22 protein-coding genes are annotated in these 23343 nt (G+C 43.2%); 11 read left to right on the forward strand and 11 right to left on the reverse strand.

Annotated features, from left to right (window positions below; genetic code table 11):
- Positions 1 to 1166, forward strand: a 1166-nt coding sequence (locus QZ735_RS00190) for a TonB-dependent receptor (RefSeq protein WP_294243086.1), incomplete at its 5' end; no start/stop codon positions are given.
- A gap of 205 nt (positions 1167 to 1371) precedes the next feature.
- On the opposite strand, the gene QZ735_RS00195 is transcribed toward QZ735_RS00190, so the two are convergent.
- Positions 1372 to 2337 (reverse strand): YpdA family putative bacillithiol disulfide reductase, encoded by a 966-nt coding sequence (locus QZ735_RS00195; RefSeq protein WP_294243087.1) that lies wholly within the window; start codon positions 2335 to 2337, stop codon positions 1372 to 1374.
- 136 nt (positions 2338 to 2473) lie between these two features.
- Between QZ735_RS00195 and QZ735_RS00200 the strand changes: the two genes are divergently transcribed.
- Positions 2474 to 3112: a hypothetical protein gene (locus QZ735_RS00200; protein WP_294243089.1), complete on the forward strand. Its 639-nt coding sequence runs from the start codon at positions 2474 to 2476 to the stop codon at positions 3110 to 3112.
- 76 nt (positions 3113 to 3188) lie between these two features.
- On the opposite strand, the gene QZ735_RS00205 is transcribed toward QZ735_RS00200, so the two are convergent.
- From QZ735_RS00205 to QZ735_RS00230, 6 genes are all read right to left on the reverse strand, one after another.
- Entirely contained in the window at positions 3189 to 4493 is a 1305-nt protein-coding gene (locus tag QZ735_RS00205; RefSeq protein WP_294243146.1) for a glycosyl transferase family 1, read from the reverse strand.
- A gap of 209 nt (positions 4494 to 4702) precedes the next feature.
- On the reverse strand, positions 4703 to 7240 hold the full coding sequence (locus tag QZ735_RS00210) for a YfhO family protein (protein ID WP_294243091.1): 2538 nt from the start codon (positions 7238 to 7240) through the stop codon (positions 4703 to 4705).
- A gap of 65 nt (positions 7241 to 7305) precedes the next feature.
- The gene (locus tag QZ735_RS00215) at positions 7306 to 7530 is read right to left on the reverse strand and encodes a hypothetical protein (RefSeq protein ID WP_294243093.1); all 225 of its coding nucleotides are present in this window, start codon (positions 7528 to 7530) and stop codon (positions 7306 to 7308) included.
- 85 nt (positions 7531 to 7615) lie between these two features.
- Positions 7616 to 8668: a DUF6263 family protein gene (locus QZ735_RS00220; RefSeq protein WP_294243094.1), complete on the reverse strand. Its 1053-nt coding sequence runs from the start codon at positions 8666 to 8668 to the stop codon at positions 7616 to 7618.
- A 70-nt stretch (positions 8669 to 8738) separates the two neighbouring features.
- Positions 8739 to 9479 carry a 23S rRNA (guanosine(2251)-2'-O)-methyltransferase RlmB gene (rlmB, locus tag QZ735_RS00225; protein WP_294243097.1) on the reverse strand — a complete coding sequence of 247 codons (741 nt, stop codon included), beginning with the start codon at positions 9477 to 9479 and terminating at the stop codon, positions 8739 to 8741.
- Between the two features lie 114 nt (positions 9480 to 9593).
- Complete coding sequence (locus QZ735_RS00230; RefSeq protein ID WP_294243099.1) at positions 9594 to 10067, reverse strand: DinB family protein; 474 nt, start codon at positions 10065 to 10067, stop codon at positions 9594 to 9596.
- A gap of 249 nt (positions 10068 to 10316) precedes the next feature.
- On the opposite strand from QZ735_RS00230, the gene QZ735_RS00235 reads away from it, so the two are divergent.
- The 9 genes from QZ735_RS00235 (at position 10317) to QZ735_RS00275 (ending at position 18725) form a co-directional block, all read left to right on the forward strand.
- Entirely contained in the window at positions 10317 to 11321 is a 1005-nt protein-coding gene (locus tag QZ735_RS00235) for a MoxR family ATPase (RefSeq protein WP_294243101.1), read from the forward strand.
- A gap of 138 nt (positions 11322 to 11459) precedes the next feature.
- Entirely contained in the window at positions 11460 to 12323 is an 864-nt protein-coding gene (locus QZ735_RS00240) for a DUF58 domain-containing protein (protein WP_294243102.1), read from the forward strand.
- Positions 12324 to 12421: 98 nt separating this feature from the next.
- The gene (locus QZ735_RS00245; RefSeq protein ID WP_294243105.1) at positions 12422 to 13318 is read left to right on the forward strand and encodes a BatD family protein; all 897 of its coding nucleotides are present in this window, start codon (positions 12422 to 12424) and stop codon (positions 13316 to 13318) included.
- On the forward strand, positions 13311 to 14303 hold the full coding sequence (locus QZ735_RS00250) for a VWA domain-containing protein (protein WP_294243107.1): 993 nt from the start codon (positions 13311 to 13313) through the stop codon (positions 14301 to 14303). Before QZ735_RS00245 ends, QZ735_RS00250 begins: the two co-directional genes overlap by 8 nt.
- Positions 14303 to 15310 (forward strand): VWA domain-containing protein, encoded by a 1008-nt coding sequence (locus QZ735_RS00255; protein ID WP_294243108.1) that lies wholly within the window; start codon positions 14303 to 14305, stop codon positions 15308 to 15310. The genes QZ735_RS00250 and QZ735_RS00255 overlap by 1 nt, the downstream gene beginning before the upstream one ends.
- 117 nt (positions 15311 to 15427) lie before the next feature.
- On the forward strand, positions 15428 to 16144 hold the full coding sequence (locus tag QZ735_RS00260) for a tetratricopeptide repeat protein (protein ID WP_367117820.1): 717 nt from the start codon (positions 15428 to 15430) through the stop codon (positions 16142 to 16144).
- Complete coding sequence (locus QZ735_RS00265; RefSeq protein WP_294243111.1) at positions 16144 to 17880, forward strand: BatD family protein; 1737 nt, start codon at positions 16144 to 16146, stop codon at positions 17878 to 17880. The genes QZ735_RS00260 and QZ735_RS00265 overlap by 1 nt, the downstream gene beginning before the upstream one ends.
- A gap of 42 nt (positions 17881 to 17922) precedes the next feature.
- Positions 17923 to 18525 carry a MarC family protein gene (locus tag QZ735_RS00270; RefSeq protein ID WP_294243113.1) on the forward strand — a complete coding sequence of 201 codons (603 nt, stop codon included), beginning with the start codon at positions 17923 to 17925 and terminating at the stop codon, positions 18523 to 18525.
- Positions 18526 to 18530: 5 nt separating this feature from the next.
- Positions 18531 to 18725, forward strand: a complete 195-nt coding sequence (locus QZ735_RS00275) for a hypothetical protein (RefSeq protein ID WP_294243115.1) — start codon at positions 18531 to 18533, stop codon at positions 18723 to 18725.
- 220 nt (positions 18726 to 18945) lie between these two features.
- Here the strand turns inward: QZ735_RS00275 and QZ735_RS00280 are convergent, their stop codons facing one another.
- The 4 genes from QZ735_RS00280 to QZ735_RS00295 form a co-directional block, all read right to left on the reverse strand.
- Positions 18946 to 19914: a chorismate-binding protein gene (locus QZ735_RS00280; RefSeq protein ID WP_294243117.1), complete on the reverse strand. Its 969-nt coding sequence runs from the start codon at positions 19912 to 19914 to the stop codon at positions 18946 to 18948.
- Between the two features lie 21 nt (positions 19915 to 19935).
- Complete coding sequence (locus tag QZ735_RS00285; RefSeq protein WP_294243118.1) at positions 19936 to 20757, reverse strand: hypothetical protein; 822 nt, start codon at positions 20755 to 20757, stop codon at positions 19936 to 19938.
- Between the two features lie 95 nt (positions 20758 to 20852).
- Positions 20853 to 21950, reverse strand: coding sequence for a sigma-70 family RNA polymerase sigma factor (locus QZ735_RS00290; protein WP_294243120.1), 1098 nt, complete (start codon positions 21948 to 21950; stop codon positions 20853 to 20855).
- 3 nt (positions 21951 to 21953) lie between these two features.
- Positions 21954 to 23000: a hypothetical protein gene (locus tag QZ735_RS00295; RefSeq protein ID WP_294243122.1), complete on the reverse strand. Its 1047-nt coding sequence runs from the start codon at positions 22998 to 23000 to the stop codon at positions 21954 to 21956.
- Between the last annotated feature and the right edge of the window lie 343 nt (positions 23001 to 23343).

A 23343-nucleotide genomic window follows, 5' to 3' on the forward strand; every position in this document is an offset into this window, starting at 1 on the left:
TCTCCCACTTCGTGATGGCCCAGGGATCATATGTAGACTTTGAAAATCCTTTTATCACCAATTTTGAAAACCGTTTCGAGAAAAATATCGCCTTGCGTACCCACTTCGGTTACGAGAAAAACTGGGACCGTGTTTCCTTGGCGTACCGCCTGGGTTTCGAAGGCGGAATCAATGATATACTGATCCGGAATTATGACAACAACAGAGGAAACGAAGGCAATCCGCAGAATTTTGACCAGCTGAACAACCGGTCGGGGTTCTTTTTCCTTTCCCAGAAGCTCAATTTCGGAGGAAAGCTTTTTACGGATATTTCCCTGAGTCTCAATTCAAATTCTTACGGGTGGGAGCGGACTTTCCCACGCAGTGAAAACGGCAATGTCCGTTTCAGCAATCAGTGGCTGCCCAATTTCGGAATCACCTATCTCATTACAAAAGGGTTCTCCATAAGAGGAAAGATAGGGAAGGGCAATTCGGCACCGACGAATGAGGAAATCCGTTCCTCCGACCAGCAGTTCAATGCAGCTCTTCATCCGGAATATGGCTGGAACCGGGAAATCGGGATCAGGAAACAGTTTGGAAATTCGGTCTTTATCGAAGGCAGCTATTTTGATTTCAATATGAAAGATGCCATTGTCAGAAGGCAGAATGAAGCCGGACAGGAATATTTCGTCAATTCCGGGGAAACATCGCAGCGGGGTCTGGAAGTACTGGTAGAATCCGGGAGATTCAATCTCAGAAACAATTTTCTCAGCCACCTGAAATTCAGGTTTGCAGGCAGCTTTTATAATTTCTCCTTTGAAAATTACCGCCAGAATAACAGCGATTTTTCAGGGAATGGCCTGACCGGGGTTCCGAAGACCAGCATCAGCAGCCTCGTCAACTTTACGTTTTTCAGGAAGCTGGCCGTAGATTATTCTCACTTCTATACATCGAAGCTTCCGTTGAATGATGCCAATTCCGTATGGTCGGAGCCCAGCCTGGTCGGGAACATCCAGTTCAGGTTTCCGGTAGATTTTGATAAAACAAGGGTAAACCTGTACTTGCAGATTCAGAACCTGTACAATGAAGATTATGTTTTAGGATTCGATATCAATGCCTTCGGAAACCGCTATTACAACCCGGCTGCAAAAAGGAATTTTATCTTCGGGGTGAAAGTTGATTTTTAACGGTAAATCGATAAAAGACAGTGCAGCCTGTCACTGAGGGTCAATTACACATCAGTCATATAAGATGTACAAAACCCCTGAAATAGCGGAGCACACATCAGATTAGAAAGAATCAGAGATTTCCATTGAAAATACCCTGCCAGATTATTTCTTGCGTTATTAAAGATCTGCGAAATCTTAAAAAGACCTGCACGGGATATGACGTTTATGACTTAGCAATAATATCCTTTACAATCATTTTTGCATGGATCCTGGAGTTTTCGATAAACCAGAGATGGGTATCTTTTCCGCCGCAGACGACACCGGCAAGATAGAGGTTTTCCACATTGGTTTCCATCGTCTCCGGATTATACAACGGGTTCAGGCATTCACCCTGAAGCTCGATTCCTGAATTCCTGAGAAAATCAAAATCGGGAAGGTAACCGGTCATGGCCAGGACAAAATCATTTTCGATTTCATGGAGGTCCCCCTTATCATCCCTGAATACAACGGAATGTTCCCTGATCTCCGTCAGTTCAGCCTGAAAAAAGGCTTTGATGCTTCCTTCGGAAATCCGGTTTTCGATGTCCGGCTTCACCCAGTATTTTACATGGTCTGAAATTCCGGAATGGCGGATAATCATGGTGACATCAGCACCTTTACGGTACGTTTCAAGGGCAGCATCCACCGCGGAATTGCTGGATCCCACTACAACGATTTTCTGCCGCGCGTACGGGTAAGGTTCCGTATAATAATGTTTTACTTTAGGCAGGTCTTCCCCAGGGATATCCATCCGGTTTGGCAGGTCATAAAATCCTGTGGAGATAATGATGTTTTTTGCCCGGTACTTATTTTTGTTGGTGGTTACGGTAAAAATACCTTCCTTCTTATCAATCTTCTCTGCTTTTTCATAGAGGTGGATGTTGAGATTGCGCTGCCGGGCAATTCCCTGGTAATATTCCAGCGCTTCCTGCCTTCCGGGCTTCGGTGCTGTGGAAATAAACGGGATGTTATCAATCTCCAGCTTTTCAGCAGTTGAAAAAAACCTCATATACAGCGGGTAATTGTATAATGAATTTACGATGGTTCCTTTTTCTATGATAAGATAGCTCAGGGTATGGTGGTGGGCTTCGAGGGCGCAGTTTAAACCGATCGGCCCGCCGCCGATGATGAGAAGGTCAAGAATTTCCATATTGCAAATGTACTTAAAAAAGCTTCATATGATATACAGCATGCAAACAGGAAGCCAGCATGACTGAGATGCGTCACCGGTTTTCATCATCGGAACTGGCACTTATTTTGTGGTAGTACGGCCAACAAGAGTAAGCATGAAAAAAGTTTTTGTCTCCTTTCTTATCTTAGCCGCGGTCAGCTGTAAGAAAAATCCTGAGAAATTCGTCAATGATATATCAGATTCCACGCAGAAAGACCAGGCATCATCGCCGGCGAGTAAAGAAAAGGTCCTGAAAAAGGAAGAAAGTCTGAAAAAAAACAATGAGGCCGTCATCCAGCTGCTTCATGATAAAAATTACCGCAGACTTGCCGGTTATATCCATCCTGAAAAGGGGGTCCGCTTCTCTATGTATGCTTACGTAAATCCTGAAGAAGACAAAGTATTTTCCGCATCCGATTTTCTAAAATATCTTCCTGCAAAAACCCTGTTCACCTGGGGGGCGATGGACGGTTCAGGAGATCTTTACAGAGCCACGCTGAACCGGTATCTTTCGGACTGGGTGTATGCGAAGGATTTTACCGCTGCCCAGGTGTCACTGGATGAGTTCCAGGGAAAAGGGAATTCGCTGAATAACCTGAAACAGGTTTATCCCAAAGCGGATTTTACCGAGAATTTTATCAAAGGCTCAGCGGGTAATTCTGAAATGGACTGGAAATGTCTCCGCCTGGTTTTTGAGGAATTCCAGGGAAAATATTACCTGGTAGGAATCATCAATGACCAGTGGACGATCTGAGGACCGGATACGGTCTGCAAAAAGGTGTCACCGGCATCAGGTTTCTTACAGTGCATTTTAATAGTATGTCCCTGAATCAGCTGATCTGATCTAATATTTCCGCCAGTTTTGCGGTCAGGCTTTTCCGGGAAAACCGTTCTATGCTCCCTTTATTTTCAGTGAGTGTGCCATTTTTCCAGATCTCAAACCTTTCCAGGATAAAACCGGTAATTTTTCCGGTGTCCTGATAGCTGAAATGTTTTCCTGCTTTTGTCTCATTGAGAATGGTCGCAACATCCGCATCACGCGGCCCGAAAGAAATGATTTGTTTTCCCGTTGCCAGATATTCAAAAATCTTTCCGGGTATGATTCCTCTGGAACTGTCATTGGGGAAATTGGTGATCAGCAGAAGTGTAGAATCCCGCATCTCTTCCACCGCGCGATCATGTGAAAGATAGCCCAAATCCACCATATGGTTTTTCAGGCTCGAATGCTTTATTGACTCCATGATTTTATCATCCACTCTTCCTGCAAATTTCAGGACGAAGTTTTCTGCAAAATCCGCATTTGTACGGATCAGTTCATCAAGTGCCGTCCAGAGGACTTCCGGGTTTCTCAGCTGTTCCAGTACCCCGATGTAACTCAGGGTAAATTTTGGATTCCGGTTCTGTGCTGTGGAATCCACTGCCGGAATAGTTTCATCGAATCCATTGGTAATGCAGATGGCATTGGCTCCGTTTTTCCTGAAGTTCTCCGCATCGGTATAACTTGTCGCAAGGGTAAAGTCTGCATTTTTAAAGACCTCACTTTCCATCCTGCGGTGCTTCTTATCTGACCGCCGGGTAAGCTTCAGATGTTTGTAATAGGAAATTTCCGTCCATGGGTCGCGGAAATCGGCAATCCATTTCAGGCCCGGCATTTTATTCTTCAATCCCAGACCGATAAGATGGAGCGAGTGGGGCGGTCCGGAGGTGACGATAACATTGATATGATTATCCCTGAGGTATTTTTCAAGAAATGCAACGGAAGGCTTCACCCAGAACACCCGCGCATCAGGAATGAAAAAGTTTCCTCTCACCCAGATGGACAACCGCGATTTCCAGCTCTGGTTCTTTCCGACATCAAACTGTCCGGCCTTGAATTTTTTGTTGCTTTTATTGAGCTTCTCCGCCAGCTGATAAGGTTCCCAGATGGGAGTTTTTACCGTTTCAATGCCTTCCGGAACCTCTTTCATCAGGCTTTCGTCAAGCAGGGGATAGCTTGGGTTTTCAGGGGTATAAATAACAGGTGCCCAGCCGTTCTCCGGCAGGTACTTGGCAAACTTCAGCCATCTTTGAACGCCTGGGCCTCCCGCAGGAGGCCAGTAGTAGGTGATGATGAGTATTTTTTTCTGTGGAGTCATTGATATGTTAATTTTCACCGCAAAAGATTTATATTCTCTATTTTCTGAGTTTAAATTCTTTTTCCAAAGCTTTATGATAAACAATTTCTGCCAATACTGCGTCCGAAATCTTATGAACCTCAATGTAGGCTCCATCAATACGACAGGTCAGGTCCGCTATATATTTTTGAGTAATCATCAATATATCGCTTTTTCACGCTTTTGAATTTCTATGATTCAACCGGTTTTCTTTCGTCTCTTTTGCGGTACAAGAAAAATATCCCGAGTCCGCTCAAAAGGATAAACAACCCGAAACAGAGTAAAGAAATCCATTTCCCGGTTTCAATGACCTGCGGTTCAAAGATCATCCTGAGGGTGTGGCTTCCTGCCGGAACATGTACGGCACGCAGCAGATAGTCGGCTTTGATGTAAGGAACTTCTTTGTCATCCACAAACATTTTCCATCCGTGAGGATAGTAGATTTCCGAGAAAACGGCCAGCTGCGGCGTTTTCGACTGGGATTTAAACTCCAGTTCGTTCGGTTGGTATCGGATAAGGTTAATATAAGCCGCCGGGTCTGCCTGAACCGGCTTTCCGTCAAAATATTTTTTATCGGAAGCGGCTACCACGGCTGTTGTCTTGCTGTTGATCACTCCGATGGCCTTGATTTCCTGATCTGGCGAGTCCGCGAATTTGATATCGCTCACAAACCAGGCATTTCCGTTGGCTTTGGGATTGGGAACGGCCTGTGGTTTTTCCGGTCCGCCGACTACCCAGTATTTGGCGTTGAGCAGGTTCAGGATATTCGGAACCTTTACGGAATCCATCGTCTGGAAATATTCGTTAATGACATCATCATATCTTCTCAGCTTCACGGCATGATAGCCCCCGATGGAAGATTTAAAATAAGAAGTATTGGTTTCACTGAAGGTACCCAGGATGTTATTGAATATCCTGTAATGGGTTTTGTCTTTTTCGGCGATGGTTTCCAGGGTTTTATTCACTTCAACATTGGCCAGAATAGACCCCAGATTCGGATTCTCCTGCGCTTTTTCTAACAGCCGTTCGGATTTCTCGGTCTGAAACGGATTTTCAGCAAAGACTTTATCCACATAATTTTCATCATTCAGATACCTTCTGTTTACCGTCCATAGGTCAAAGAGACTGACGGCCCCGATCACAATCAGTGCCACATTCTGGCTGAGCTTTTCTTTCAGGCTCAGAAATAATACACCGGCAGCGATTGCTACATAGAGGAAAGCCTTAATGGCATCTGCTCTGAAGAGCTTGAAGCGTTCATCTACCAGATAATCCAGCAGGAAAGGAGGAAGGTAATTTTTTTCATTCTCCGTGTGGAAGCCCAGCAATGACTTTCCGAAAACCAGGAGAATCAGGACCAGTCCCAAAGTTCCGCCGCTTACGTAGAGCAGGATTTTTTTCTTATACTCTTCTGTCAGTTCGGATTCCTTAAAGAACCGGTACAGTCCGAGAATGGCAATCAGCGGGAAGAGCAATTCCACAACGACAAGGATTGAAGACGGTGCCCTGAATTTATTGTAAAACGGTACGAAATCGATAAAGAAATCAGACAGCGGCATAAAGTTGCTTCCCCAGGCCAGGAAGATGGTGAGCAGGGAAGCCCCCAGAATCCAGTACCGGTATTTTTTCGAAGCAAGGAAAAAGCCCATTACGGCAAGAAAGCAGACAATCGCTCCCTGGTAAGCCGGTCCGGAAGTTCCCGGCTGGTCGCCCCAGTAGGTGAGGTTCCCGAATCCCTGGGAAATCCTGTCCATCTCTGCCTGTGAACCTACGTTTTCCTGTACCAGCTCCTGTACTCTGTTCATCATTTCCTTTCCTTCAGGCTCCTGGCTTCCGCCGCCCATCAGTCTCGGGATAAAAAGGTTCAGGGTTTCCAGTTTACCGTAGCTCCACATCAGCATGCTTTCCTTATCCATTCCTGAGGTGCCTCCGGTATGGCTGTCATTTGTCAGGATCTGTTTTCCGCGGACGGTTTCTTTAACATATTCCGAATTGGCCATGATGCGCTGGGAATTCATTCCTACCCCGATGATGCATGAAGCGGCAACAATACCGCTGGAGATCAAGAAATGCCTTACGGTGATCTTTTTCTGAATCGCTCTTACCAGCTCTGATACAAATAAAAAGCCCAGAGCCAGGAACAGGTAATAGGTCATCTGCGGATGGTTGGCTGCAATCTGGAGTCCCATGAAGAGGGTGGTGACAATGAATCCCCAGATATACTGTTTCCGGATGTAGACCAGAAGGATGCCTGCCAGCAGCGGCGCAAAATACTCAATGGTATTGACTTTCCCGTTATGTCCTGCGGCAATTGCGATATAGAAATAAGTGGACAGTCCGAAGAAGGTGGCACCCAGCAGGGCATACTTCCAGTTTCTTACCGCCACCATTCCCAGCAGGAAAAATCCGCCGAACAGCAAAAACAGGTAATTCACCGGCCTCGGCAGGATATTGAGCTTCGAATCGATCTGCTTGATGATGTCTCCCCGGAACTGGCTTCCCATCTGGTAGGTCGGCATTCCGCCGAACATCGAATCGCTCCAGTAGGTTTCTTTATCGGTAGCGGCCCGGTAATCGAGGAGTTCTTTTGCACCTCCCCTGTATTGTACGATATCGTGCTGGAACAGCTGCTTACCGCTGAGGACAGGATTGGCATAAACGAAAGCAAGAAGGACAAAAACGACCAGACTTGCCAGAATGAAAACCAGGTTTTTATTTTTCTTAAGCATAGATATTTAATTTGAGAACCCTTTCATCGTTTCAAACGATGAAAGGGTTAATTGGGCTATTTAATTTATTTTTTATCTTCTTTTACTTCTTCGTAATCCACGGTTTCGGCATCCCAGTGGATCTTTTTACCGGTGGTGTCCGGATTTCTGATATCCTGCCGGTGCCCGGTGTCGGGATCTTTAGGGCCGAACATATAGTTGTGAAAGGTTTTAAAGAAAATCCTCTTTAAAATATTCCATACAAAATAGATAATGATCGTGATGAGTACGAACTCAAAAATATACTTCATAATCGGTAAATGGTTTACAGGTTCAAGGAGTAGCGCTCATGGTGTTAGCCAGGTAATATTCTCAAACGCTATAAAGCGGTCTTCTTTACTTTGCCGAAGGGTTTACCATCACTGAAGAGTTGGAAACGCTCTTCATCGACTGGGATTCTTTGGCATTGGAGATGGTCTCGATCTGAGTGGTCTTTACGGAAATGTTCTGGTTTTTGATCCATCCCGTATTCTGGTCAAACTTGATGCTTCCGTTCTGCGCCAGTTCGCTGCTCATGCTGTGGGTAATTTCCCCCTGTTTCTGTTTTTCTTCTTTTTTAGGGATGCCGCCGGTTACGGAAATCTCCGCAATTCCGTTTCCTACGCTTTTAAGGATGTAATTGGAGGTTACTTTTATTTTACCCTGTGCGTCGGCATTTTCGCTGCTGCTCCATTTTTCCCCGATTTTCACTCCTTTTTTAGGGATGATCGTCAGGTTCTTAGTAAACTGGTCTTTTAGCACTTTTTCATTAAAGCTTTCTTTCAGGCTGGCCACTACACTGGCTTTCTGGTTGGCATCTTTGATGAGTGTTCCTACGGAATTGGCCACTTTGGTATAGATGGCATCGAAACCGGTAATGGAAATCACATTTCCTTTGGTATCCATCTTCATGTTCAGTTTGTTCCCGGTAAGGGCACGGTTGATGTTCCATATCATTTTCAGGTCATCTTCTTTCGGGATCGGGAGCTTGGTATCCACTACGATGGTTTTTCCGTCTGCAGACTGGGAGTTCCTTTTAGCAATCAGATTCAGGGTAATGTCATACACATTTCCTTTGATATCGTTCACCGTGAAAGACATTTCGTCTGTGGATTCGCTGGTTCCGTTCAGGGTCTTTCCTTTAGGGTCGGTCATGGTCTTCGTATCCCTCTGATAGGTAGTCAGCGGGTAGGTCTTTCCTTTTTCCAGTTTGAAGGTCTGGGTGTAAATCCCTGCGGAGTCTTTGATCGCCGGGTTGGCTTCCACTTTGGCAACCGAATCGGCCGGAACTTCCACCGTAATGGTTTTTCCTGTTTTAGGATCTACTTTGGTAATTTTCGCCGTTTCTTTTTTATTGCATGAAACCAGGGCTATGGTTGATATAAGCGCTATCGCAGCTATGTTTTTCATCTGAATTCTTTAAATTGTACTTCTTTTCTTTTGCCAGAACCTGCGTTCCGGACTTTTTTTGCCTTAGGGTTTATTTGCCTGCCGTTTTCTGGCGGACCGCTTCATACAGAATCGCTCCGCAGGCTACGGAAACGTTCAGTGACTGGGTTTTTCCTTCAATCGGAAGCTTTATTTTTTCGTCGGCATGGTGCAGGACTTCTTTGGAGATCCCGGTTTCCTCATTTCCCATCACGATGGCACATGGCTCCCTGAAATCTACTTCATAGATTAGCTTCTGGGCTTTTTCACTTGCTGCGAAGACGGAAATTCCGCTTTGCTGCAGGAAATCCACCACATGGGCCAGGTTGTTTTCCTTGCATATTTTGATATTATAGATTCCGCCGGCAGAGGTTTTTATGGCATCGGAGTTGATGGGAGCTGCACCTTTTTCAGGAATAATCACCGCGTCTACCCCCACGCATTCAGCGGTACGGCAGATGGCACCGAAGTTCCTTACGTCGGTCAGCCTGTCGAGGATCAGCAGGAACGGGGTCTTTCCTTCCTCAAACAGCTGAGGTACGATATCCTCAATTTTATGAAAGGGAACATCTGAAATGAAGGCCACCACGCCCTGGTGGTTTTTCCGGGTAAAACGGTTCAGTTTTTCTACCGGAACATAATTGGGACGGATCTTATTTTTCGCTAAAACAGCTTTTAGTTCAGCATAAATATCTCCCTGTAAAGCATTTTGCACGAATACTTTGTCAATTGTTTTTCCTGCTTCAATAGCTTCGATTACGGGACGCAGCCCGAAAATAAAATCGTCTTTCATGAATTGTTTAAAGTTTTAAATATGATGAATTGTCAATGGCTAATTTTACAAAGTAAGTCAATTTATGATATTTCCGGATGCAACATTGACCTGCAGAGCAAAATTAAGTATTGGCTATCTTCCTTTTTCTCCTAAAATGGCCCTCTTCTGAGCCATGGTATAGCCATAATGCAGGCATTCATGCATATTATTGAAAATAATGGCATCCTGAATGCTTTTCAGGTCCATTCCGAAACTCGTGGTGTATGGCGTATAGTCTGAAAAGAAATCGCTGTCATAATCCTTCATCAGGATCTTTGAAGTCTCCGTCAGGAGGAACTCAAGGTCTTCCACTTCGGATTTCTGTACATTCAGGTTGGGCATTGTCCCTTTTTTGTAGGTTTCGATCCAGTATTTGTCAATCCGGAACGGGTTTCCGCTAAGGTAGTAATGCAGCAGCTGCTGGGTGGCCACCGTATGGGCAATATTCCAGTAGATGTTGTTGTTGAAACCGTCGGGAATCAGCAGCAGATCTTCATGGGAAGTATTCTGAAGGATATCCAGAAGGTTTTTCCGAACCTGACGGTGGGCTTGAAAATGATAGTTCATTTTGCAAAATTTTAATCACCAAAAATAGTTTAATAAACTGGAAACGACAATTTTTAAATACGGAATGGAAATAAATTAATATTTTTTTATGAAAAAAGGCAGGATAACCGGGCTGATCCCTGTCCTGACGGATTTTTCAATCTCTTACCGATCCCGGAATATTTAACAAATTTTAACTCAAAAATGGCATTAATTGTGTTGATTTATGCAAGGAATTATTGGAAATTTACCCATTATTTAAATCAACATATGTCAGAGATCAATCAGGCTGAAGATATCCGTCAGCTGACCGAACAGGTAAGAGAAGCCAATCACTATTTTTCACGTCTCCGTCAGGAAATCGGTAAAGTTATCATCGGGCAGGAATATATGATCGACCGGCTTCTGGTAGGCTTATTAGGGAATGGGCATATCCTGCTTGAGGGTGTTCCCGGGCTTGCCAAAACCCTGGCGATAAAAACCCTGGCTGACGCTGTAAACGGACAGTTTTCAAGAATACAGTTTACGCCGGACCTGTTGCCTGCCGATGTGGTGGGAACCATGATTTACAATATTAAAGATAATGATTTTACCATAAAAAGAGGTCCCGTATTTGCCAATTTCGTGCTGGCGGACGAGATCAACCGGGCACCGGCAAAGGTACAGTCGGCTCTGTTGGAAGTTATGCAGGAAAAGCAGGTAACCATCGGTGATGAAACCATGAAGCTGCCGAAGCCTTTCCTGGTACTGGCTACCCAGAACCCGATCGACCAGGAAGGTACTTATCTGCTTCCGGAAGCCCAGAGCGACCGTTTTATGCTGAAATGTACCATAGGTTATCCCGAGTTTGAAGATGAGAGAACCGTCATGAGAATGGTTTCCACTTCGCATCAGCCCGAAGTGAAACCGGTAATCGACCTTCAGCATATCGTGGAAGCAAAATTACTGATCAACCAGATTTATCTTGATGAAAAGATCGAAAAATACATCCTTGATATGGTGTTTGCTACCCGCTATCCTGAAAATTACGGTTTATCTGAACTGAAGAATTATATCGGTTTCGGGGCTTCACCAAGAGCGTCCATCAACCTGGCTATTGCGTCAAGGGCATATGCTTTCCTGAGAGGAAGAGCCTTTGTGATTCCTGAGGATGTAAAATCGCTGGCAAAAGATGTGTTGAGGCACAGAATCGGTCTTACTTTCGAGGCGGAGGCTGAAAATATGACCACGGAAGAAATCATCAGCAGGATCCTGTCGAAAATCCAGGCACCCTGAAAAGTAAATGTAACAATGTAACAATGTAACAATATACTGATGTGCCGGTGTGCCGGTTTAACAATGTAATCATCCGGCAATGTAACAATGCATGGTGTGTTTATAAAAGTATGGGATGCAGCTGTATCGTATTGAATTATGGAAATAAAAGATATTGTAAAAAAAGTCAAGCAGATTGAAATCCGTACCCGGAAAAGGACGGAGGCTTCTCTGATGGGACAATATCACAGTGCCTTTAAAGGACAGGGGATGACGTTCTCCGAGGTCAGGCAGTATCAGTTTGGGGATGAGATCCGGAGAATCGACTGGAATAAGACGGCAAGGTTCCGGGAACCTTTCGTAAAGGTGATGGAAGAGGAACGCGAGCTGACCATGATGCTGGTTGTTGATATTTCCGCTTCTATGGATTACGGAACCAAAGGCCAGCTGAAGAGGGAATATGTTGCCGAAATTGCTGCCAGTTTAGGTTTTTCGGCTGCCGGCAATAATGACAAGGTCGGATTAATCCTATTTGCGGACAAAGTTTATAAGGTAGTGCCTCCTCAGAAGGGCAGGAAGCATATTTTATCCATTATCAGCAATATCCTTACTGCAGATTATGTTCCCGCCGAATCTAAACTGGATAAAGCACTGGAATATATGATGGGCATTTTCAAAAGGAAGTCGCTGGTTTTTGTTTTTTCGGATTTTGAAGATGAATATGATGCTAAGATGCTGAGGATTGCCTCAAAAAAACACCAGTTGCTGGGCATGCGGGTGTATGATGAAAAGGATAATGAAATTCCGGATGTAGGCTATGCCCTGCTGTATGATGCGGAATCCGGAAAACAGGTCTGGGCCCATACGTCCAATGCCAGGTGGAGATATACCTTTGCCGAAGCCCAGAAGCAGAAAGTAAAGGCGCTGGAGGAAGATTTTGCCAACAGTTCGGCTGGCTTTATGAACATTAATACGGGAGCGGATTATTCCAGGCTGCTGTATAATTATTTTCAGAAGAAATAAAAATAATCTTTCAGTCAGCCATATGACAGTACCGCAGCAGTTATAGTTACAGCAAAATAAATAAAAATACAGGCTCCGGCCGAAATTGACAGAGGACTTTGAAAAAATTACTATTCATATTTTGTTTTTTGATCTGTGCACAGGCATTCTCACAGATTCTTTCTTCAAGCATTGAGAAAAAAACCATTGCTTTGGGCGAGGTAAACCATATCGTCATAACAATCAATAATCTTCAGGACGGCAAAGTTTCTGCAGCGCCCGAAAACGAGCTGCTGCCGTTTCATTTTGAGGAAATCAAAGACAGCATTGCACAAACTCCGGATGTATATTACAGGAGAATTGAGTTTACGGTTTTTGATGAGGGGAAATTTACCATTCCTGAACTTGAATTTAAGGTAGCCGGCAAAATACTCAAAACCATTCCTTACGAAATCGACGTGATCAATACGGCGCAGAAAACAGACCAGATCAATGACATCATGAACAACAAAGGGGTAAAGCTGGAAGTAACGGATTACTGGGAGCTTTACAAGTTTTATATCCTGGCAGGAATTGCACTCATCGCCCTTATTGTTGCCATCATTATGTTTGTCAGGTACGGAAGGAAGCCGAAGGATTCACCGGTGGTTACCACCAATCAGGCCCTGAAGGATCTTGATTCCCTGAAAAAGAAAAAGTATGTAGAAAACGGCAATTACCGTTCATTTTACGTTGAGCTGATTGATATTTCAAGAAAATTCATTACAAGACAATACCGTTTGCCTGCCGATGTGCTGCTTACGGATGACCTGATCGATCTGATCAGGAAAAACAATACCATTTCTCAGGAAAATGAAAGGGTAGTGGAAGACGTCTTTACGAGAGGTGACCTCGTAAAATTTGCCAAGACCTTCCCGGACCAGCAGACCATGGAAAAAGATTTTGCCGATATCCGGAATTTTGTGAAAAGATCTTCCAAGGATCTGGAATTTGAAAACCTCAGGAAAGATGTTTGATTTTGAATTGTACAGTCCGTGGTTTTTACTCCTGTTCCTGCTGTTTGTTCCCTTGCTGATAAGAGATTTGAGCAGCCGGAAAAAGAAAGGCATCAGGGTTCCGACGGTTAAGAATATGGGAGAAAGCGGAGGGATCCGTGTGGTGATGTTTCTGCTTAAAATATCCAAGTATGTTATCCTTTCTGCCCTGATTATTGCCATGGCCAGGCCCAGAACGTTTACCATTTCCCAGGACCGGGATGATACAAAAGGGATAGACATTATGCTTTCAGTTGATGTCTCCCTGAGTATGCTGGCCAAGGATCTTTCGCCGGACCGTCTTACCGCACTGAAGGACATTGCTGTGAAATTCGTGCAGAAAAGACCGAATGACCGCATTGGCCTGGTGGCCTATTCCGGGGAAGCTTTTACAAAAGTTCCGGTAACATCAGACCACCAGGTGGTTATTGATGAACTGCAGAATCTCAACCCGCTGGAGCTACAGCCCGGTACCGCGATCGGGGAAGGGCTTTCGGTAGCCGTGAACCACCTCAAAAACAGCAAAGCGAAAAGCAAAATTATCATTTTAATGACCGATGGGGTGAATACGATTGAAAATGCGATGCCGCCAGCCATTGCCGCGGAACTGGCTAAAAATAACAACATAAAAGTGTACAGCATCGGTATCGGAACCAACGGTTACGCACTGATGCCTACACAGACCGACATATTCGGGGATCTGGTCTTTACGGAAACAGAAGTGAAAATTGATGAACCGGTTCTGCGGGAAATCGCCCAGATGACCGGCGGCCAGTACTTCAGGGCTACCTCAAACAGCAGCCTGGAAGAAGTATACGACCAGATCAACCAGCTGGAAAAAACCGATGTCAAGGTTTCAAAACTGTATAATTATAAAGAATACTTTAAGCTCTTCCTGTGGATTGCATTGGGAATGCTGGTGATAGACGCGCTGCTGAGATGGGTATTATATAAAATGGTAAACTGATGGAATGGTATTTAGGAAATTATTGGTATCTGTTATTGCTGCTGCTGTTGCCGCTGCTGGCCGTTTTTCTCGTCCGTTACCTGAAGTGGAAAAACCGGAAGCAGGAGCTTTTTGCTGAAAGCAGGTTCCATGAACAGCTGTTTGAAAAAAGATCGGGGTTTACGAAATTTTTTCCCTTGTTATATCTGTTGGGAACGCTTTTTCTGATTTTTTCCATCATCGATTTACTGAGCGGTTCCGAAGAAGTAAAGTCCAGCCAGAAACTGAATAATGTGATCTTCCTGCTGGATGTTTCCAATTCAATGAATGCGGAAGATATCAGCCCGAGCCGGTTGGGAGAAGCCAAAAACCTGATGATCCAGACCATGCAGAAAATGACGAATGATAAAGTGGGCATCGTTATTTTTGCAGGCCAGGCCACTTCCATCATGCCTCTGACTACCGACTATACTTCTGCCGAGACCTACATCAGCGGTATCGAAACAAATTCAATGCAGATCCAGGGGACGGATTTTTTAAACGGTATTAAAGAAGCTGCCGAAAAATTCAGGAACGTGAGCAAAGATGCCCGGAAAGTGGTTTTGCTGAGTGACGGGGAAGATAATGAAGGAAATGACGAGGCTGATATCCGGCTTGCCAATAAGGAAGGCATTATGATTACCTCGGTAGGCATAGGTTCAGATGAAGGTGCCCCGATTCCGGAATACCAGTTCGGCCAGCTGATGGGATATAAAAGCGATATGTCCGGGCAGACCGTAGTTTCCAAAAGGCAGACGGAAGCCCTTAAAAAGATGGCCGCCGCGACCGGAGGATCATACATTGACGGTAACAACATCAACGAAGCTCCCGACATGATCATCGACGCGCTGAAAAAGAAAACCGGTTCTTCGGAAACGATGGTAAAATCCCAGAATGCGATTCATTATTACCAGTATTTCCTGGCCGTTTCCCTTTTCTTCTTTTTCCTGATCTATATTTTTAATCCGAAAAGGGATTTCAATATCTGATCGCCCGAAATCCGTGTGGTACAAGCATTTACTTTAACCCAACTTTAACAATTAAAACCCTGTTTATTAACATATAAAGGAATAATTTTGCAACTGATGAATACTAAAATCTTTTTTTTGTCGTTTATTACTGCTTTCCTGTGTTCCGGTTACCTGTCTGGCCAGGAAAACTACAGGACGCTGGTCTATGAAGGCAATGAAAAATTCAATAAAAAAGATTACGATGCTGCCTCTTCCTTTTACCTGGAGGCCATCAAAAAAAATGACAAAGATTTTACGGCTCATTACAATCTGGGAAATGCGCTTTATAAAAGCAGGAAATATGAAGAAGCCAGAGCAGAATTTGAAAAAGCGCAGCGGCTTTCACAAACCCTTGCAGACAAATCCGCAGCCCTTCATAATCTGGGAAATACGTATATGCAGCTTCAGAAGCCGGAAAAGGCTGCCGAATTTTATAAACAGTCGCTGAAACAGAATCCCTATAGCGAAGCCACACGGAAGAATTATGAAATTGCCAAGCTGAAAGACAAGGAAAACCAGCAGCAGAAGCAGCAAAAAAACAGTTCCGGTAAAGGCGGCGGCGGGAAAGACCAGCAGAAGAATGACCAGAAAGGAGGTCCTAAGGACCAGAAAGACCAGGGCCAGGGCCAGCAGAACCAGGGAAAAGGCCAGGGAAGCGACCCGGATCCTAAATCAAAGGATGAAGGAAAGATTCCCAAGGGCCTTGAAAACCAGATCCTCAATAAAGTAAGCGACAAAGAAAGAGAAACCGCCCGTAGAATTTTAAACAAGAATTCCTATTCCATGCCTGAAAGCAACGAGAAAGATTGGTAATGCAGGAGAGACTGATTCACATATTGCTTGTTTTTGCATCCGTTTTGTCTTACGGACAGGTAAATATTGCCGTAAATCCTGATAAATCAATCTATAACGGAAAAGAAATCATCAACCTGACCGTAATCCTTGAGATGAACGGCAGCGAGTATACCCAGCAGACCCCGCTCAGGTCACCCGACCTTTCAAAGTTCAATCTTATCGGCAGCGGGTCTGTGAATAACGGATATGTGGATCCCGAGACCAACACGGCAATTTCACAATATGTTACCAGGCTTGCCCTGGAACCTAAACAAAAAGGTAAGATAAAGATCGGATCTTTTCTGGTAACGGTTAACAATAAAATTTATAAAACAGAACCATTCGAGGTTTTCATCAAGGATGTCGAAAAGAAAGCCGTAGCTGCAGCTCCGTCCCGCGATATGTATCTGAATATGGAAATCGAAGACCGTGAGGTCTATCAGGACCAGCCTACCATCGCAGTATTGAAGGTATATTCCAGAAACCTGGATAATTTCCGGAAGGTTAAAAATATCCGTCTTCCGGAACAGGATAATCTGAATGTGTATCCGGTAAGTTTCAATAAGTCTGACATCAATCCCGATGATGAAGGCAATATGGCTTCACAGGTACTGGCTGTCTTTATGGTGTTCCCCAATGAAGCCGGTTATGTAGAGGTTCCCGCGGTGTCTGCATCCGTAAGCTCTTTTTCCAAAAAGGATAAAATCATTTCCAATAAGGTAAAAATCAATGTGAAAAAACTTCCTGACGGTTCTCCCGAATGTTTTACCAATGCGGTCGGGAATTTCAACGTCAGCGTAGTAAATGCCTCTAAAGAAAAGGCAGAGGTGAAGAAGCCTATGAATGTTCTGGTGAAAATAAGCGGGGAAGGAAATTTAAAAGACCTTACGCTTCCTAAAATTGCCCCTTCACCGGATTACGAAGTTTTCGCACCTAAGATTGTTTCCAAGGTAAAAGCAGGTCTCACCGGAATGAGAGGGGAGATACTGGCCAATTATGTCGTAATTCCTAAAAAGGCCGGGGAAATCGATATCAAAACAGAACATTTTGCCTTTTTTGACCCGTCTAATAAAGAATATGTTGATCTCGGACACCAGACCCTTGCCGTGAATGCCTTTTCCCATGAGCAGATCCTGGAAGCCCGTACGACGGTAGAAAAGGTAAACGAATATACGAACGACCTGCTGGAAACCGTCAATACGCCGGTGCTCAAGACGACCTCTTTCAAAGTGAAAGAAAAGAGCAAATTTCACTGGAATATCCTCTTTGTAAATATTGCTGTTCTTCTCGCGTTGGTACTGATTTACTTCCTCTTTAAAAACTGGCAGAAGAACCGCAGGGGTGCGGTACCGGAAAAGACATCCCCGCCTGTAGGATCCGTAGCGGAGACGGAAAGGGAAATCAGAGAACAGCATAAAACTGATATCAATGATTATTTCAGCTATCTGGAAAATCTGAAAGATAACCGGGAATTCGACCGGTTTTTCCAGGCTTATGACGAATTGGACGATGAGGTCAGGAACCAGTTCTCTGTATCTTCCCGTGACGAATTCAGCCGTTTTCTGAACCGTTCTTACGGACCGGCAATGGCAGCTGCATATGACCACCTGCAGCAGAAGATGCAGATGGAAAAATATGCACCGGTAAAATCTCCGGAAGAAATTGATGATCTTTTAAAATCAGTGGTCGATTTATATGCTTCGATTACTAAATAATCAATTTATTTTCATATTTTTGCGAAATTAATAATTACAGAGATGGAAATATTTGCTGATTTTTCTATTAAGGAAGTGGTTACCAGTTTCATGGTACTTTTCGCAGTGATCGATATTATCGGATCGGTTCCTATTGTGGTTACCCTTCAGCAGAAGTTCGGCCAGATAGAAGCCGGGAGAGCTTCCATTACCGCGGGAATCATCATGATGGTTTTTCTTTTTGTAGGAAATAATATCCTGAAGCTGATCGGGGTGGATGTCAACTCCTTTGCTATTGCCGGAGCCTTTGTGATTTTTGTCATTGCCCTGGAAATGATCCTGGGCATAGAAATCCATAAAACCACGGAAGTAAAGGCCGCATCTATTGTTCCTATCGCCTTTCCGCTGGTGGCGGGTGCCGGAACTTTAACGACCACCTTATCACTGAGGGCTGAATTCCATGATATTAATATTATTTTCGGGATTATTCTCAACACAATTTTCGTATATTTGGTGCTGAAATCAGCGAAGTGGCTGGAGAAGAAAATGGGGGAAGCAACCCTTGCCGTCCTGCAGAAAGTTTTCGGAATCATCCTCCTTGCGATTTCCATCAAGCTGTTTACGGCAAACTTTGCCCAGCTCGTTAAAACCTATATTAATTTTTAAGCATCATGCAGAAGTTTTATAAAGTATTTTTAGTTGTGTTTATCGTTTTTACTGCCATCAACCTTTATGCTGTGGACTGGCAGTCCGATATCTTATCGGAAGATAACCTGAAGTTTGTATTCTCAGCGCTTTCCGCTGTACTTGGCCTGATCTTACTTTTCGTAATGAACACCTGGAGTAAAATCGGAGTTAGGAAGTAATAAATAAGAAATATACCTCAAAAGCCTTTTCATTGCAAAAGGCTTTTTCTGTTTTTATGCTTTATCCCTTTTTGCAAGCCCGGTTATATCCCCTGATATACAGATGAATTTATACCTGCAGGATGACGGAAATTCATCTGGCCATCTATAAGAAAGCTTCTGAAATTTGCATACATCCAAGATCTCATCAGAACCCGCTTATCAGGCTTGTGTCATTGCTTTACAAAACTGCCAGGTTTTTTAGAACAGCTTCAGACTTAAGTTCGGTTTCCGTCCATTCTTTTTCAGGATTGCTCTGGGCCGTAATTCCGCCGCCTACAAAAATATGGACCGAATCCTGATAGAGCCTTGCACAGCGGAGATTCACAAAATACTGAACGGTTTCCTCTGTTTCTATCCGGATATAGCCGGCGTACAGTTCGCGGGGGAATTTTTCCAGTTCCTGGATCTTCTCTTTGCAGAAAGCTTTCGGGATGCCGCATACCGCAGGAGTAGGGTGGAGGTCCCGGATAAGGCGGTCGAGGTTTTCCGGCTGTATTTTGGCTTTGAAATCGGTACGGAGGTGTTTGATATTCCCTGAGATATGATCATATGTTCCGGATTCCTCTATCTTTTCAGCATATTTTTCCAGTATGCTTCTGATGTATTCCGTTACCGGCTTCTGTTCCTCAATTTCTTTTTCTGACCAGCTTTCCGAAACAGGCAGGGTGCCGGCAAGGCTCATGGTTTCGAATGCATAGGTCTTTTTATTGAATTTTCCCAGGACTTCAGAAAATGCACCCATCCAGGAATGTTCACCTTTTATAAAGATATACCGGAAAGCATTCGGATACGTCCGGCACAGGTTTCCGAAGCTTTTGGTGAGGTCGATTTCCCTGAAATCCGTAAAGATTTTCCTTCTCGAATAAACCAGTTTCGGAAGCCCGTTTTCCTGAATGACGTCAATTACCTGTCCGAGCGTTTTGAGATATTCCGTTTTGGTTTCGGCAACAAATCCGCTCTGATCTCCAGACAGATCTGCGCTTGAAACCTTTATTTTTTCAAAATCCCCAGTCATTACTTCTGCCAGATTTCCGGTAAATTCTATCCGGTTCAGACCATCGAAAGAGTAAAATCCAATATTTTTTTGTCCCGTGATTTCAGCAGTGGAATACAGTTTTTCGTCGAATGGAAATTTGAAATAAATCATTATTTAAAAGATTTGCAGAGATCAGAGTTTCGAAAAGATATAGGAAATTCCGAAACTTATTCTTCTTTCTGCAAAGGTATTATTCGTCTCAAAAATCTCAAAATTAAAGTCAGGGTTTTTTAGCGAAAGATGATTTGGTTTATACTGCTGGTATTCAGCAGATAGCAAAAAGCGTCTGAAAATCCTGTATTGGATGCCTAATGCAAACCCGAAGTTGCTTCGGTCGTTTTTAAAATCATCCAGCCGGTTCAGAACATTGTTTTCCGGTACCAGAAACTGCATTTTATACATATTATGATTCACCAGGATCCCGGCAAAAGGACAGATGTTTTTCCAAGCATACATGAATTTCAGCTGAATCGAATATTCAAAATGCTTATTGTTAAATCGCTGAAACAAAAGCGGCTGACTGTCTTCCGTAAAATAATATCCGTTAAGAAAAGTATCTTCCTTACTGGCATCCAGATCGAAGGAAGAATTCCAGTGATAGATATTAACAGAAAGCTGTACTGAAAATTGGGAACTGAAAAAACCTTTAGAGGCCCAAAGTCCAAGATATTCTCCGGACTGATTGTTGTTCTCTGAATTTCCTGTTGTCCAGTTTGTGTTTTTTAGGCCCGGACCGCCTTCAATTCCGTACAGAAAAGTAGCGGGTCTCCGTAATCTGGCTCTTCCGGAAGCCTTTTGCCGATTGATTTCTTCTTTGTAAACATTTCGTACTGATTTTGTTTCTTCAACTTTTAATTCGGAAAGGATCAGGTTTTTCAGCTTAGACGGTAAAGGTCTGAACCGGTAGACCGTATCATAAACCACTACTTTTTCATAAACATATATTGTGTCCACTTTCTTTTTTTTGCGCTTCTGGGCAAATGAAAGGCTTATCATTAAGACTGATAAAAGCAATACAAGTTTTCTGATCATCATGGTCGTTCGGCAGTTTATTTTTCTATAAAGATAGTATCTCTTTTAATGATTTTTTTAATAATTATAACTTTCTCCGATGGTTCTGCTAAAGAATCTCCGGTAGTACCCTTTTTAGAGCGTTGCCTGCCGATTATTTTTTCTTCACTCCGGATTTTTGGGGTATTGTTCTGTCCGTTATTTTCAGGTAATGTTGCTTTGATCTGTCGGTTGGTTACGCGTTGTATTGAATCTGAGCCTGATATGGCTTTATCTCGCTGTGGATCTCCCACCATATTTTGATGGTAGCCCAGTGGAAGCGGTGAGGGTGCAGATTTATGAGTGGTGAGAAAACCGTTTCCGGGCCGTAAAAGTAAAACGGATAGTAAACTGATGATCAGAACAGTTCCTGCGATTATTCCCTTTTTTTGCAGTGAAGCATTTGAATGTGGGAGCATCGTAATCTCCCCTGTACTGCCGGAAGGAATTTCAAAGCTTTTTGAAGGGGAAATTTGAAAATCTGTAAATTTACTTTTAAAAGTCTGTGCCCAGAGCAATTCGCCCAGCCCAAAGATGACAAGCAACTGTGCCGTTTTCTTTTTTGGAGTATTCTGGTGGATCACGTTGCGTAATAAATAATTCTGTACCGATTTTTTAGCTCTCAGTAAATGGGATTTGGAAGTATTTACCGTAATGCCAAGCAATCCGGAAATTTCGGCGTGGGAATGGTTTTCAATAAAATATAAGTTAAAAACAGATTTGTGATGGGGAGGAAGACTGTCGATCGATGATAACAGTTCTTCATGGGTAAAATCGTAGATGAAGATGTTTTTTTCTTCTGATAGAGAATAGTCCATTTCTGAATAAGTATCTTGGATTTCGGAGGATGCTGCCGCAATAAAGCAGTCTTTGCTGTGTCTGCGGATGTGTTGCAAGGCATTGTTTACCACAATTTTTTTCAGCCAGGCCAGTAATACTTTTTCGTCATTCAACTGGTGGTTTTTCTGAATGGCAGTGATAAAACTGTCCTGCACGATGTCTTCTGCGGTATAAATATCCTGGATATATCTACGACAAATCCCCAAAAGTTTTGGGGAGTAGTCTTGGTAAATATGTTTCCAATTAATAGTTGACATAAGCTAGTTCGGAATAATGGTGAGACTTCGAAAACGGCCATTCTGATTGCCGGTGTTTGTAGTAGTGAGCACTTCAACATTATTGATGTATACTTTATAGTCGATGCCTGAATTATCTTTATGGAGGATTTTATAAATGTTGTTATCCAGTACTTTGAAATCATCACAAAACACAAACGGACTTCCGGCTGAACCCAAACTGTATTGAGTACTGTTTTTATAATAATTCTGCAGTGAGGTATAATATTTATTGCCGTTATCCCATTCTACATTACGGAAATCAATGGGATTAATATAGGAAGGAAACGCCATATAGGTATTAGCACTGAGGTTATACTCTTCTAAGGCGCCGGTCTGACGATGTCTGGCAATTAAATAAACACCTGATGCATTGTATAAAAACTTAAAGAAATTTTTGGTATTCGATAGAAAATAGTAAGTGCCGTTTTTATAATAGCCTGCATCATAATTACCTGAATTGTAATTTTTTGTTGCCGTGATATAGATGTCATTGTTAATGATTTCCATATCGGATTCAGAAGTAAGGGTTCCGGCGTTGTGGGTATGAAGAACCGTCTTACTGCCGTTCTTCCAGTAACATAGCTGGTAAGCATCATTCATATTTGTTGAGGAAGGGTTTTTTATGTTTCCCACAATGTATACATCTCCGTTTTTGAAGGCCATATCTTTCAGTTTGAAACCATCGGAAGGCTGTAGGCCCAACTGCTGTTCGATATCATACCGGATATTGTTTTTCCAGTAATAATATTTTGGGATATAGGTTGACGGATCAATTTTGATTCCCTCCACATAAACATCGGTATTATCCACGGTTACCTTGGTGGCCGTGCAACCTGCTCCTGACGATAATATGGTTTTCGCTGTATTTTTCCAGTAGCTGGCCGTGTTGTTTTCATCATTTCCTGCCACATACAGATCGTAGGAAGCGGGGGTGTTTTTGTTTACCGTTTCATTGTCATCAGTGCCGGCCTGCCTGCAGGAAAATAAAACAGTTAATGTCACAATAAGATGTAAAAATAAATTTTTCATAATAGTACCTTTTTATTTAAAGATGAAAAAAAAGAGAAAGGTTGCACTAAAAAGATAAAAAAAATGAAATAATTTTTAAATGTAATACTATTAATCTTCGATCCGTTACGATTTTCTAAATAATTCAATCTCTTCAGGTACGGTTTGAAACAAAGATCAACGGTTAATCTATTCTGCCATATGGTTAGTTTTAATTAAAGAACAGGCTGTATGCTCTGCTGAAAGCCGATGCTCTGAAACAAAAAATCCCGGATCATACCGGAATCTTTCATGTGAATATTTAGAAAATCTATTTTTTTAGTATTATTTTTTAAGGAAATAATTAAAAGTTGCCACAAAGTCA

Origin of the sequence: uncultured Chryseobacterium sp. (assembly GCF_913776365.1) — a bacterium.
Lineage (GTDB): Bacteria > Bacteroidota > Bacteroidia > Flavobacteriales > Weeksellaceae > Chryseobacterium.